This window comes from Streptomyces sp. NBC_00286 (genome assembly GCF_036173125.1).
GTDB lineage: Bacteria > Actinomycetota > Actinomycetes > Streptomycetales > Streptomycetaceae > Streptomyces.
The window spans coordinates 1-12892 of sequence record NZ_CP108054.1; the positions used below are offsets into that span (position 1 = coordinate 1).

Below are 12892 nucleotides of genomic sequence, written 5' to 3' on the forward strand. Positions count from 1 at the left end.
AGAGTGGCTCCGCTGACGCTCCGCCAGATTCCCGCGCAAGCGCGGGAATCGAATTCCGCAAGCGGAATTCTGAATGCGTGTCAATTCGCGTAAACGCGAATTGAGGGACTCCCGCAAGCGGGATTCCTGGGGCTGGCAGCAAGGGCGGGTGCATCACGTGCGGGTCTGTGTAGGGCTTGGGATTCCCAGCTACTATCCCTGTAACGGATGTGACGGACCGTCGGACTGACGGACTGACGGGGTGGTGCCGGCCTCGTTGTAGTGACGGGTTCCGCTGCGCTCCACCCTGAACCCCTCCCCCATCGTCTGACTGTCCCAACGTGTTCACCAACGTCCTGTCAGCATACAGGGCAATCGGCCATTCGTGGATGGGATTGAGTCAGGTGTCATCCTCGGGCGCAGAAGTTGGTGTGCGGGTGATGCATCACGAGTCCTGGCTGTGTAGAGTCTGGGATAAGATGCTACACCCTACCGCCGCGCACCTTGCGCCTTGGATTCCATTTCTATTACGCGCTGCATTCCGCGAAAAGGAGAGCACGGGGCATGGCCGTGAAGCTGCGTGATCACCAGATCGAGGCCGTTGCTGCCATTGTGCGGGGTCTTGATGTTCCGCCGGGTGGTATTCCCTGGAATGGTCTTCGTGGGCAGGTGCACGCCGCGTGTGGGACGGGGAAGACGATTATGGCGGCGGCGTCGGCGAGGCGGCTTGTGCCCAGGGGGCGTGTGCTCGTGCTGGTGCCGACGTTGGATCTGCTGGCGCAGACGGTGAGGGCGTGGCACGAGGCCGGCCACAAGGGGCCGGCGGTTGCGGTGTGTTCGCTTCAGGACGATCCGGAGCTGTGGTCGTTGAAGGTGCGCTCCACGACGAACCCGATCCAGTTGGCGCTGTGGCACGGGCAGGGGCCGGTGACCATCTACGCGACGTACGCCAGCCTGGGCGTCCTGGCGGAGGCGTTCGAGGGTGTCTACGGTCAGAAGCTTGATCCAGTAGACCTCGCGGTGGTTGATGAGGCCCACAGGACAAGTGGCTCGATGGGGAAGGCGTGGGCGGACATCCACGACCAGACCGTCATTCCGGCGTATCGGCGGCTGTACCTGACGGCCACACCGCGGATCTGGGAAGAGCGGCTCAACCGGGAGGTTGCTGAGGGGGTGCGGGATCCGCTGCCGCGGAAGATGGCGGCGTCCATGGATGACGAGAAGGTCTTCGGGCCCGTCCTGTACAAGCTCTCGCTCGCGTCGGCCGTGTCGCGCGGGCTACTGGCGCGGTATCAGATCATCGTCCTGGAGCTCCAGGACCCCGTCGTCACGCCCGAGCGGCTGATGGGCGAGGAACGGCACACGGAAGAGGTCCGCGGGCAGCGCCTCGGAGCCCTCCAGGCCGCGCTCCTGCACACGATGGCGCAGCACGGGCTCCAGACCTGCATCACCTTCCACCACCGGACGATAGAGGCACAGGCGTACGCGGAGGGCCTGGAGCGGGTGGCCGCGAAGCTGCACGCCGACCAGCCGGAGATGTACCCGGCTCGGGTCTGGGCGGACTGGCTGTGTGGCGAGCACGTCCCCGAACGTCGGCAAGAAGTCCTGGGCTCGTTCGGGTCCACGGCGCAGCGGGCCGTGCTCTCCAACTGCCGGGTCCTGGGCGAGGGCGTCGACATTCGCGCGGTGGACTCCGTTGCCCTGTTGGACCCCAAGGGGGCGCCGCACGACATCGTCCAGGCCATCGGCCGGGCACTCCGCCAGAAGCCCGGAGAAGGCAAGCTCGCCTCTTTGATCGTGCCGGTGTTTCTCCAGCCCGGAGAGCAGCCCGAGGACATGTTCACCTCAGGCTCCTACCGGCCCCTGGTGAAAGTCCTGGAAGGGCTGCGGGCTCATGATGAAGAGGCCGTCGAGTTGCTGGCGATTCCGCAGGAGCCTCAGAAGGACGTCGCCCAACCGTCCGTGAACATCGGTGTCGCGCCCGCGGAAGGCGAGGATGAATCCCGCCTGCTGCTCCGTTTCGCCGCCCCACGCGACCCGGTGATGGTCGCGGACTGGGTCAGCTTCAACGTGATCGACACCGAACGCCAGGACTGGGCCCGCGCCTGGGCGAAGCTGAAGACATACGTCGAACGGGTCGGGAACGCCCGAGTCCCCTACGGACACCGCGAGGGCGCGACACCACTTGGACAATGGATCGCGGAGCAACGACGCGCCTATACAGCCGGGCAGATGAGCGGCCAACGCGCACGGCGACTCGAACAACTCGGCATGGTCTGGTCCCTGGCAGATGAACGCTTCCAGGAGAACCTGGAAGCCGCTAAGGCCTACTACGACCAGCACTGGACACTCTGCGCTCCCAGGTCCGCAGCGATGCTGGACAGGCCGTTGGGGATGTGGCTCGCGAATTTGCGACGGCCCGGTGCGCTGGACGGACACCCCGAATGGAAGACCGCGCTGGAGGCCGTGGACGAGGACTGGAACCCGGTGTGGCCGGCGGAGTGGCAGCGGCACTACGCCGCGCTGCGCGAGCTGGTGGCCGACGAAGACGGACAGGCCGGTGAGACCGAGGTGCTGCCCGGGTTCACGGTCCACGGCATGGACATCGGGAAGTGGCTGGCCCGGCAGCGCAAGCCGGAGGTCTGGCAGGCCCTTCAGGACGGGCAGCGCGAGCGCCTGGAGCAGCTCGGCATCACGCCGATCGCCCCCAAGCCAGAGACGCCCGCGAAGCCGCCCGCTACGCCCATGAGCGCCTTCGAGCGCGGCGTTGCGGCCCTGGCGCAGTACAAGGCTCGTACGGGCTCGGTGACCGTCCCCAGAACCCATGTAGAGGCGGTCGAGGTCGACGGCCAGGAGCATTCCGTCAAGCTCGGAGTCTGGATCATGAATCTGAAGGGACGCCGCGCGAAGCTCACCGTTGAGAAACTCGCCGCGCTCGCCGCGCTGGGATTGGAATGGGCACGGGAGGGTTAAGAGGTGGGCTAGATTAAGGAGTGGGCTAAGTTTTTGGTTAAGCAGTATCTGGTCCTGACGTGAAGGTGCAGGTAATGGCATCTGAGGAAGAGCTGTTCGCGTCTGTCGACGCTCTGTTGAACGAGGAGCCGCACCTCCCGCCTCCGGCGGAGCGGGCCCGGCTGCGTGAAGCTGCCGGCATCACCCAGGCCCGCCTCGCCACCGCGTTGAAGACGACGACCCAGTCGGTGAAGAACTGGGAGAACGGCCGCTCGGAGCCGAAGTCACCGCGGCTGGATGCCTACCAGCGGCTGCTGAACGGGTGGGCGGCGAAGTATCCGGCCCCCGGTGCCGTCTCGGCAGCCGCGCCGGTGCCAGCGGCGTCTAGTGAAACGGCCGCGTCCGAGGTGAAGACGGCAGACGCCCCGCAGGCTCCCACCGTTCCAGCCACCGGGCCGGCCCGTCCCGCCACCCCGTCGGCCGCGGCATCGCGCCGTCCGGCCTCGAAGAAAGCGGCTCAGCCCGCAGCTGATCCGCGGTTCCCGCATGGTCCGCTCGCGGTGCTGGACGGTGACGGGTCCGCGTACGGCGTCGACGGGATCGTGCTCGACTGCCCGGCGACAAGCGTGGTGGAGCTGGTGGAGTGGACGCTGCGCGAGTCCGGGCTCGGTGCGCCGCGTCTGCACCGCAACGGCAAGGACAGCGACCCGCTGATCGTGCTCACCGCCGCGGCCGCCGTGAAGCTCGGACTGCCCGAGCGCCTGGAGGGCCACGAGCAGCGCCGCTCCCTGCGCTTGCCCGAGGATCACCCGGTGGTCAAGCAGGTGGTGAAGGCGAAGTGGCGGCTCACGCAGCGCGGGTTCGGGCCGTGGGCAAGGATCTACCGCAAGGTCCAGGGGCGTGAGCGGCAGTGCGTGCAGCTGGCGGTCCTGTCGTGGGACGCGCTCGATGAGCGGTCCTGGCCCGGCGTGAGCGAGATGGAGCCGGCCGACGTCGCCCGCGTCCTGGGCATCTATGCCCAGCGGGTCATCACCCCGCGCGGCTCGACGGCCGTGTCCGGGCTGGAGCTGATGACGGCGCTGCGCCCGCCCACCCGCGCGGTGCAGGACCCGCAGACGGGGAACTGGGTGCCCGGCCACAACCCCGGCTCGCTGGGCACAGAGCCGATGGACCCGGCCCCGCCGGAGGCCACCGCCGAACACCCCGTCGTCGTCAACAGCGGCTGGAGCGGCGGGTTCCTGAACGAGGAGGCGTACCAGTGGGTGCGGCCGGTGGACCTGCTCACCGATGACGAGTGTGTGCTGCCCTTCGCCGTCGGCCTGGATCTGAACACGGCGTTCCTCGCGGCCGCGGCCCGCCTGGTCGTCGGGCTGTCGGAGCCAGACCACTTCCGCGCCCCGGCCTTCAACCCGAAGATCCCCGGGAGCTGGCTGGTGGATCTGTCCCACGTCGAGGTGGACCCGCGCCTGCCCTCGCCGTTCACACCGGACGGCACCCGGCCGACGGGACCGGCCTGGTACCAGACGCACACCGTCGCCTACGCCCAGGAACTCGGCTACAACGTCCAGCCCCTCGAGGGGTACCTGCGCCGCGAGACCGGCGCCTACCTCGACCCGTGGCACGACCGGCTCAAGACCGCCTACGTCGACACCCTCGCCGACCTCGGCGTCACCCGAGACCTGAGCGACGCGAAGTTCCTGGCGGCGATGGAACGGCACAAGGACGCCGCCCCGGCGATGGCCGCCGTCCTCGCGGCCATCAAGGCGACCGTCAAGGGCGGCATCGGCAAGCTCCGCGAGCGCCCCCAGGGCAAGAAGTACAAGGAGGGCGAGCGGTGGCCGGCCCTCCAGCGCCCCACCTGGCGCCCCGACATCCGCGCCGCCGTCATCAGCAAGGCCCGCATCAACATGCACCGCAAACTGCGCAACATGGCCACCATGACGGGCCTGTATCCGCTCGCCGTGCTCTCCGACTGCGTCGTCTACCCCTCCCCGGGCGACAGCCCGCTCGACTTCCTCCCCTACGCCGCCAGCGGCAAGCCCCAGCCCGGCGGGTTCCGCCTCGGGCCGACGCCGGGCCTGGCGAAGCTCGAGGGCGTCCAGTCGATGCTGTGGGCGGTCGACCTCATGGAACAGGGCCACAACCCCGCCCGCCACATCAAGGGCGGCGACGCCGTCCTGGACGAAGGCGAGTAGGCGCTGTGGGAGAGATCGAGGACGCCATCGAGCGGGCCAACCGGGAGAGCTTCACCCGCCAGCCGCCCAAGACCCTCAAAGGGCAGATCGGCTACCTGATCCGGCAGTTGGGCAGCGCGAAGGCCGTCGCACGCGAGATCGGGGTCACCGCCGACTCCGTCAACCGCTACCGGCGCGGCGCCCGCAAGCACGCCCGCCCCGACGTAGCCGCGAAGATCGACGACGCGGTACGGGCCCGCTGGCAGCCCCAGGTCCGCAAACGCCGACAGAAACAGGCCGCCACCACCGGCGGGATCACCGTAGAGACGAGGGCCCGGTTCGGGTACACCGCACCGGTCGGCACGACCGACGACGGACGCTTCCGCCGCCTGACCGTGCACCTGCCCCCGGCGTACGCACAGCGCCTCTTCGACGCCCGCAACACCGGCGCCGGCGACCAGCAGATGCGCCAGATCATCGCCGAAGGACTCAAGGAGATCTACTTCCAGGACGGCGGCAGCCGCGCTCTGGGACTCTCCGACGTCACCCTCAACGACATCGACTACCTCGACCTCGACTACTGATCTTTCATCTTCGCGTCCGAGGCTGCCTCGGTGCGGCTTCCGCAGTGGATGGCATCGGGTCGATCGAACTGAGACCGGCCTGCGCCTGCCGAAGGCGTCTGTGCCCTTACCCGCCTCCGAACCTGACCGGCAGACTGCGCTCATGCAGCTGCCCGCCGAAGCCGTTACCGCCACCGTGCTGATCGAGGTCGTACGGATCTCCGCCCTCCCCACCAGGCGGGACGTCCCGTACCCCGGCACCGCGGTTGCTCACTGGGCCGGGAGCGAGGCCGACGCCGCCCTGGCCTTGATCGAGAGCCTGCCCGGCAGTGAACAGCACCGCTGCGGCTTCTCGCCGGGCTGGAGCGTCCGGGCATACGATGACTCTCTCGATCTGGCGTTGTTCGAGGCGGCGTTCTGCTTCACCTGCCACGAGGTCCGCATGCAGGGAACGGCGGTGCCGCCCGCTCTGGCCACGCAGTTCTTCGACCCGGGCGCCCTGTCGGCCCGGACCCTGCTGTCTCTCTTCCGCAAGGAAGCTCCGTAGCCGACCGACTGGATGAGCGTCACGACAGAGGCCCAGGGCGCCTCCGTGCAGCCCGCCGGCCGCGTCATACGTCCCGCTCGTCAGCCGGATCGCCGCCGGTGGCCCGATCCTCGCCAAGGAATCGGTCGAGGACGTGTTCCCCCTCCCCCGCCAACTCGTCGGCGACGGTGAGCTGTTTGTGCTGAAGGTCGTCGGTGACTCGATGATCGAGGCCGCGATCTGCGACGGAGACTGGGTCACCGTCCGCCGCCAGCCCGTCGCGGAGAACGGCGACATCGTCGCCGCCACGCTCGACGGCGAGGCCACCGTCAAGCGCTTCAAGCGTGAGGACGGCCATGTCTGGCTCCTCCCGCACAACTCGGCGTACGAGCCGATCCCCGGCGACGACGCGACGGGGTGGCGGTACTACGGCGCGTCTAACAGCCGCGGCGGGCCAGTGGTGCGGGCGGGCTGAGCCGGGCCTGGGTTATAGCGGATCGACGGTGAGAAGGCGCTGGTCGAGGTCCAGGTGGATGATGCCGCCGTTCTGCTCGCGCAGCTGGCGCCATGCGGTGTAGCCGGTGAGGATGGCGTGCTCCCAGTCGGCGGCGCGGCAGATGCTGACTTCGAGGTGGGCGGTCATGTGGCCGATGGTGGTGAGTAGTTCGTTGTCGATGTGCTTGATGTCGTCGAAGTAGCGGTGGCGGGCGGCGTAGGAGAAGACGAGGGCGGAAATGCCTTCTTCGATGGCAATGGCGCGGCCGCCGTCTTCGGCTTCGTCGGTGTGGGGGCTGCTTTTTCGTTTGCGGCCGAGGAGGAAGCGGGTGACGGGGGACCAGCCGAGGACGGCGGCGTGGGCGAGGTGGAAGGCGTCGTGGAAGCGGTAGTCGTCTTCGATGTGGGAGGCGCTGGTGAGGGGATCGCCAGCGGGGGTGCCGTCTTCGCGGGTGAGGACGATGACGGTACTGCCGTCGTCTCGGGTGGTGGGGGTGAAGGTGAGGGTGGTCTGGCGCGGGAGGCGTTCGTGGTCGGGGAAGTGGTCGTCGAAGCGTGTGTGTTCGGTGTCGGGGGTGGTGCGCCAGCGGTCTTTGGTCTTTTCCAGGCTGGCGGTGGCGATGTCGTCGAGGTCGAGGTCGAAGCGGTGGGCGAGGGCGGCTATGTACCACAGAACGTCGCCGAGTTCTTCGCGTAACTGATGCTTGCCCTGCTCATGGGCGGGCCCGTCGCGCAGGTGTTTCTTGTAGGCGGTGGTGAGGGAGCCGACTTCGCCGGCGAGGCCGAGTAGGGGGATGAGGACGGGGTCGGTGTCCTCGGTGGGGGGTTGGAGGGTTTTGACGGCGGCCTGCTGGTAGCGCTGGAAGTCCACGCCTCACTCCTTGTCTGATCTTGGGACATGTCTGTCGGATTACTCGACGTTGTCGTATCGTAGGACACCGACGTTGGAAATGCAGACGATTGGGAGGAATGCTGAGCACCGTCACACCGGGCATCGACGACATCGTCTCGGTCGTCATCGAGTTCCTGGCCGAACTGCAGGAGAAGCCCGCACCCGAGGTGAGGGCCGAACTCGAGGACGGCGGAGCGGAGTTGCCGGTCGACTCGCTCCTGATCGTGGAGATCCTCACGCGCATTGAGGAGCGCTACTCCATCGCCATTCCTGCCGACCGCCAGTCGGCCGAGGCCACCCGGTCCGTGCAGGCGTTCGCCCGCGCGGTACGGGAAGCCATCATCGAAAGGCAGCAATCGTGACCCCTCCACCCTCCGACGCCCGAGCCCGCGATCCCGAACTCACCCGGCTCGGCGAACGGCTGAAGAAGACCCGCGACTACCTCAACATGTCGCAACAGTTCGTCTCCGACAACACCGGCATCCCCCGTTCGGCGATCAGCGACATCGAGCGCGGCGAGCGGCGTGTGGACAGCCTGGAGCTGAAGAAGCTCGCCCGCCTGTACCGGCAGCCGGTCGCCTACTTCCTTGCCGAGGAAGAGGATGCGGACGCCGGCGAGTACGCCCTGGCTGGACTGCCGCGCGCACTGGCCCAGTTGACCGACGGCGACCAGAAGACGGTGATGGAGTTCGCCGAGTACCTCTCGCTGCGGCGGGCGGCCGAGAAGGAGCAGGAAGACTCCGCAGAACAGGACAGCCAGCAGTGAACTGGGCGGTGGCGCACCGCATCGCCGGGATCGCGGCTGCCCAGGCCCACCGTGATCTGGGCATCGACCGCACCCGTTACGTACCCGTCCACCAGGCATTGAAGAGAGCCGAAGTAGTCGGCATGGCGCAGCCGATGCCACGCCTGTTCGGCGTCTACCTCTCCCCCGCCGACAACGGGCCGGCCGTGCTGCTCAACGCCAATCTGAACATCGTCACGCAGCGGCACACCGCGGCCCACGAGCTCGGGCACCACCAGTTGCGGCACCGTACGGCGGCCGACGACGACCTCAGCCCGGCGCTGCGGTGGGGCAACGGCAGCTGGCCGGACGAGGAGAAGACCGCGGAGGCGTTCGCCGCATGGTTCCTCATGCCGCGCCCGGCGGTGCTGGCCGGTCTCGACCGAATCTGCCGGGGACAGCCGACCAGCCCGGAGCATGTGTACCGGCTGGCAAGGGAGCTGGGCACCTCCTACGCGGGCACCGTGCGGCATCTGCAGAACCTTCGTCTGCTGGATGCCGACCGTGCTCGCCAGTGGGCGAAGATCTCCCTGGCCGCACTGCGCAGTTCCCTGGCGGGCGGGGCGGCCCTGTCTGCGGAAGCCCAGGTCCATGTCGTCACCACGTCATCCCATCGGCAGCAAATACACGTCGACGTCGGTGACGTGCTGACCGTCCGCAGCGCCGGAGCTGCGTTCGTCTCGCTGCCAAAGGGCCTGGCCCTCTGCACGGATGTAAAGCAGGCGGCCGTGGTGACCGACGAGCTGGGCGATCCGGTCGTGCTGGAGGTGTCGGCGGCCGACTGGGACGAGCCGGTCCGGCTGACGGTGGTGCGGGACGCGCCCCGCGCCGGTGTGCACGACGTCTGGCCGGACTGACCACTGCCGCACCGGACTCCTTTTTACCCCGTCGACCGTGCCAGGAGGATTCATGATCAGCTTCGATGTCACCGGCCGTGACGTCACCCGCGCCTGGATCGCCGCCTGCAATGCCCTGGACCGCAAGGACAACCCGTCGCGCACCGGCCTGCACACCGTCGTACGCATCACCGACCCCACCACTGACGACACCGGCTTCCGCACGGAACTGGACCGGCTGCGCACCGCCAAACGGCACGAGCCGATCGACACCGTCGCCGGCACCCTCTTCCCGGCCGGCCTCGCGGCCCGAGCCGCCGATCACGCCGACCTCGTGTCCCGCTACCGCGCCATGTACCCGCGGCTGAAGAAGTTCCCGGGCAACGCGCACGGCACCTACTTCGGCCGCCTAGTCGCCTACCCCGGCGCGAAAAAAACCGACATCGACCAGGTCGGCAACATCATCAGCCGGCTGCGCAAGCAGGCCTCGGGCAAAGGGCCGATGACCGCCGCCTATGAAACGGACCTCGCCCACCCCGACGACGGCGACGTACCGGCCGAGCTGCTCGTGCACGCCGCCGACCGCGACAACCTCTACCGCGGCTTCCCCTGCCTGAGCCACGTCTCCTTCCAGCTGGACCGTGACGGCCGAGTGCACGCCGCCGCGCTGTACCGCAGCCACTACATGTTCGAACGGGCCTACGGCAACTACCTAGGCCTGGGCAGGCTGCTCGCCTACATCGCCGACCAGGCCGACCTGACCGTCGGAACCCTGACCGTCGTGGCCGGGCACGCCCACCTGGACGGGCCGATCACCGCCATACGCCCGCTGCTGAGCGACACCCCGCCCCTGGCCGCATAACACCCACCTCAGCAAGGCGCGTTGATCCCCCACTTGGGCGGGAACCAGGCCGGCACCGGTGCCGTCGAGGAGCGGTAGGTCTGCTTGATACGGCTGCGGCCGCTGATCCCTGAGATCTCCGGGTGGGCGACGCGCGCGTACTTGTCGACCTCGCAGAACAAGTTCTGGCAGTCGATCAACTGCAGCGGACGCCCACGCAACCCTGCAAAGTCCAGGCCCAGGCGGGCGAAGTGCTCGTCCTGGGTGTCGGCCATGTACCGGATGACATCGGCCTCGATGCCGTCGGCGGCCACACCGAAGCACTTGCGGATCCCGTCCCTCGCGCCGGGCCCGGCCACGACGAAGTCCATCTCCGAAAACGGCATCTGTGCCGCGTAGTTGAGGTCGATCACGAACTGGTACGCCAGGAACGGACCGATGGCCGGATAGCCCAGCAGGACTTCGTAGGCATCCCGCAGCGTTGACGCCGCCAGGACCTTCTCCGGGGCGCCGGACGTCATCATCATCTCCAGCAGCCGCAGATGATTGCGGTGCTTGCGCTGCTCCCCCAGCTGCGGCGGCGGCACGATGTAGGCGGCCGAGTACAGCCGCTCCCCCGCCGCGAATGCCCGCGACAGCACCCGGTCAAAGACCCGGTGGTCGTACCCGTCCCACCGCACCTCGCCCAGCTCACCGGTCAGCAGCCGCCACGTGGACTCCTTGTTGAAGACCTTGAACAGCAGGGTGCGGAAGAAGACCTCCTCCCACTCCGGCTCGCCGTCGTAGATGACGTCACCGATCAGGACCTGGCTGACCCGGTCCGCGGCCCGGTAGCAGTTGGTGAACCGGTACCGCGACAGGATCGGATCACTCGTCCACGGCCCCCGCCCACCGGACAGCCGCGCCTCGTACACCGCCTGACGTGCCGCAGCAAAACGCCAGTACGTGTCGAAAACGGGAGTCGGGTGCAGTATCCGCCCCGCAATGCGGATCCCGGCCGCAGCAGCAGCCCCCGAGCCCTCCGGCCTCCGGCGTCCTTGCAGCAGCGTCACCATGCACTCAATATATATTTGATACAGGCTAGTTGGCACGGACAAGGGGGAACCGTGGACCTGCTGTGGCAGCAGCCCCGCCGCAACACACTCGTCACCTGGCCCAACGACGTCGACCAGCGCCTGGACATACTCGTGCGGGCCGCAGTCGCCGCCGGCGAACAGGCTTCCCGCTCCCAGATCCTGGCCGCACTCGTCGCCACCGCCGAAGCGAGCCCCGACGCCGTAGCCGATCTCCTCCACGCCTACCGGCGGCTGCCCACCGATGCCCTGGCCGCGGACAACGAACGCCCCGACCTCCCCACCATCCGCACCCCCGGCCCCACGCGCACACAGTGACTCAGCGGGGGCTTTCCGCAGCTGAAGTTGGGCGGTGACCTCTAGCCTTGTTCAGTCGACCCTCGGAACCCAGCCCACCGGAACACGCCGCCGCCTACCGGCGCCTCGCCCAGCGGCCCACACCGTTCACCAAAATCGAGCCCTTCGCCCGTCAAGCCGATATCGCCCGCGGCATTGTCGTCGGACGCCTCCAGTACGACCGCGCCCTGGACTGGACACACGGCAACAAGCTCAAACGCACCATCGAGATCACCCCCACCGGCGACCTCAAAGCCGACTAGCGACCCCCACCATCTGCACCACCCCCTGGCGGGCTCCGTAAGTCGACTCACAGAGCCCGGCAGAAACTGTTGGCTAGCCGCCCCTCACGCGAGTCACTCGCGTCTGTGGGGCGGAGGTCAGTGTGCTCATGCTCGGTGCGGGTTGTTGTGCGTCTGTGCGGGTGTCGCACTCAGGTACTCAAGTACGGCGTCTTCAGGTATCCGCCAGGATCTGCGAAGGGAGATAGCGAGACCGAGGGCCGCCCGAAGCTCTTGCAAGGTGGAGTCGTCGAGTTCATCGCGACGCAGGAGCCACAGTCGAAGGGCAACCCGACGTCGATGCCGCTCCACGAAAGCGCGTCCTCGCCCCATGTCCTCCGGGCCCCCCGGCACCAAGCATTGGCCTGCGATCAACCAAGGGGCAGGCGCGCAAAACTCTTTGCGGACGGCTGGGCTCAACGCAGTGGCGGCCCACCCCCGCGTTCGCGGGGAGGGCCGCCACCTCAACGAGTCGTCTGGCCTTAGCGTGAAGGCCTCATGGAAGCTGATCTACAAATGCGCTCCTGTGTGTGGACGCGTGACGCGCTGTCGTGTCAGCACCGCGGTCCGCCGGTCGTGTGGTCCAAGTGGGTCAGGAAGTCCTCGATCTCGCGGACCAGGTTCTGTGATCCCTCAGGCATTCGGACGCCAGCTTCTCCCAAGGCGGAATCAAGCCTGTCCGCAATGAGAAGAGGTGAGCATGCGAATGCACTCACGAATGAACGGAATGCTTCATCAGCTTGTTCTCTCTCTCGCCCGCAGCATGCCGATAGCTTTTCTTCGTTCTCGGCATCGAGGACATGGAGATAGTCCAATGCATCCTGATCACCCTTGAGAGCTGCTTTTTTCCACCAGCTTCGCGCTTCATCATCCCTGTCCAGGAACTCTAGGATCTCTGCTACGCGACGTGTTTCCTGTGGTGTTGCGGAGTCATCGATTTCCTTTTTCAGGAGAGAGTGCAGTTCACGGCGCACACCGAGTCGATGATTTCCGCTTCCGGGGGTTTCCGGGCAGGGGGCGGGGGCCGGGGGCCAGCCCGAAGGCTGGCCCCCTCCGCCTGAACAGGGTTCTCGCCGATCCGAGAACCCTTAGAAACTGCCTGCTCAGAGCCTTCGAGCAGCAGCCACAGGGCGAGGAGCCGGATGGCTCCCCGCTCCTCG

The 12892-nt window shown here is 67.6% G+C and carries 13 protein-coding genes and 1 pseudogene; 11 read left to right on the forward strand and 3 right to left on the reverse strand.

Translation table 11 applies throughout. The annotated features are described in order from the left end of the window. The first annotated feature begins 543 nt into the window (after positions 1 to 543). From OHT21_RS00005 to lexA, 5 genes and pseudogenes are all read left to right on the forward strand, one after another. Entirely contained in the window at positions 544 to 2952 is a 2409-nt protein-coding gene (locus tag OHT21_RS00005; protein ID WP_328765985.1) for a DEAD/DEAH box helicase, read from the forward strand. Between the two features lie 74 nt (positions 2953 to 3026). Then, on the forward strand, positions 3027 to 5126 hold the full coding sequence (gene tap / locus OHT21_RS00010; protein ID WP_328765986.1) for a telomere-associated protein Tap: 2100 nt from the start codon (positions 3027 to 3029) through the stop codon (positions 5124 to 5126). A 5-nt stretch (positions 5127 to 5131) separates the two neighbouring features. Continuing rightward, entirely contained in the window at positions 5132 to 5689 is a 558-nt protein-coding gene (gene tpg / locus OHT21_RS00015) for a telomere-protecting terminal protein Tpg (protein ID WP_328765987.1), read from the forward strand. A 142-nt stretch (positions 5690 to 5831) separates the two neighbouring features. Then, the gene (locus tag OHT21_RS00020) at positions 5832 to 6215 is read left to right on the forward strand and encodes a hypothetical protein (RefSeq protein WP_328765988.1); all 384 of its coding nucleotides are present in this window, start codon (positions 5832 to 5834) and stop codon (positions 6213 to 6215) included. 55 nt (positions 6216 to 6270) lie between these two features. Further along, positions 6271 to 6669: pseudogene (gene lexA, locus OHT21_RS00025) on the forward strand (transcriptional repressor LexA); the annotation flags it as partial. A gap of 12 nt (positions 6670 to 6681) precedes the next feature. On the opposite strand, the gene OHT21_RS00030 reads toward lexA, so the two are convergent. Continuing rightward, the gene (locus OHT21_RS00030; RefSeq protein WP_328765989.1) at positions 6682 to 7560 is read right to left on the reverse strand and encodes a nucleoside triphosphate pyrophosphohydrolase family protein; all 879 of its coding nucleotides are present in this window, start codon (positions 7558 to 7560) and stop codon (positions 6682 to 6684) included. Positions 7561 to 7658: 98 nt separating this feature from the next. On the opposite strand from OHT21_RS00030, the gene OHT21_RS00035 reads away from it, so the two are divergent. Genes OHT21_RS00035 through OHT21_RS00050 form a run of 4 tightly spaced genes read left to right on the forward strand, consistent with a single transcriptional unit; the run spans position 7659 to position 10063 of the window. Beyond that, positions 7659 to 7943, forward strand: a complete 285-nt coding sequence (locus OHT21_RS00035; RefSeq protein ID WP_244173642.1) for an acyl carrier protein — start codon at positions 7659 to 7661, stop codon at positions 7941 to 7943. Next, positions 7940 to 8347, forward strand: coding sequence for a helix-turn-helix domain-containing protein (locus OHT21_RS00040; RefSeq protein ID WP_328765990.1), 408 nt, complete (start codon positions 7940 to 7942; stop codon positions 8345 to 8347). The genes OHT21_RS00035 and OHT21_RS00040 overlap by 4 nt, the downstream gene beginning before the upstream one ends. Next, on the forward strand, positions 8344 to 9222 hold the full coding sequence (locus OHT21_RS00045) for an ImmA/IrrE family metallo-endopeptidase (protein ID WP_328765991.1): 879 nt from the start codon (positions 8344 to 8346) through the stop codon (positions 9220 to 9222). Before OHT21_RS00040 ends, OHT21_RS00045 begins: the two co-directional genes overlap by 4 nt. 52 nt (positions 9223 to 9274) lie before the next feature. Then, a complete protein-coding gene (locus tag OHT21_RS00050; protein ID WP_328765992.1) occupies positions 9275 to 10063 on the forward strand; it encodes a thymidylate synthase in 789 nt (262 codons plus the stop codon). Between the two features lie 8 nt (positions 10064 to 10071). Here the strand turns inward: OHT21_RS00050 and OHT21_RS00055 are convergent, their stop codons facing one another. Then, complete coding sequence (locus tag OHT21_RS00055; protein WP_328765994.1) at positions 10072 to 11097, reverse strand: nucleotide kinase domain-containing protein; 1026 nt, start codon at positions 11095 to 11097, stop codon at positions 10072 to 10074. A gap of 51 nt (positions 11098 to 11148) precedes the next feature. Between OHT21_RS00055 and OHT21_RS00060 the strand changes: the two genes are divergently transcribed. Together OHT21_RS00060 and OHT21_RS00065 are read left to right on the forward strand one after the other, a co-directional pair. Next, positions 11149 to 11433 carry a hypothetical protein gene (locus tag OHT21_RS00060; protein ID WP_266082906.1) on the forward strand — a complete coding sequence of 95 codons (285 nt, stop codon included), beginning with the start codon at positions 11149 to 11151 and terminating at the stop codon, positions 11431 to 11433. Positions 11434 to 11480: 47 nt separating this feature from the next. Continuing rightward, complete coding sequence (locus tag OHT21_RS00065) at positions 11481 to 11714, forward strand: hypothetical protein (protein WP_328765995.1); 234 nt, start codon at positions 11481 to 11483, stop codon at positions 11712 to 11714. Positions 11715 to 12286: 572 nt separating this feature from the next. Here OHT21_RS00065 and OHT21_RS00070 read toward each other — a convergent pair. Next, positions 12287 to 12706: a hypothetical protein gene (locus OHT21_RS00070; RefSeq protein WP_328765996.1), complete on the reverse strand. Its 420-nt coding sequence runs from the start codon at positions 12704 to 12706 to the stop codon at positions 12287 to 12289. Positions 12707 to 12892: the final 186 nt, after the last annotated feature.

Bases quoted from the DNA above. Each gene is read 5' to 3' on its own strand.
- tap (WP_328765986.1), top strand. From the start codon at position 3,027: ATGGCATCTGAGGAAGAGCTGTTCGCGTCTGTCGACGCTCTGTTGAAC.
- OHT21_RS00035 (WP_244173642.1), top strand. From the start codon at position 7,659: ATGCTGAGCACCGTCACACCGGGCATCGACGACATCGTCTCGGTCGTC.
- OHT21_RS00005 (WP_328765985.1), top strand. From the start codon at position 544: ATGGCCGTGAAGCTGCGTGATCACCAGATCGAGGCCGTTGCTGCCATT.
- OHT21_RS00020 (WP_328765988.1), top strand. From the start codon at position 5,832: ATGCAGCTGCCCGCCGAAGCCGTTACCGCCACCGTGCTGATCGAGGTC.
- OHT21_RS00055 (WP_328765994.1), bottom strand. From the start codon at position 11,097: ATGGTGACGCTGCTGCAAGGACGCCGGAGGCCGGAGGGCTCGGGGGCT.
- OHT21_RS00050 (WP_328765992.1), top strand. From the start codon at position 9,275: ATGATCAGCTTCGATGTCACCGGCCGTGACGTCACCCGCGCCTGGATC.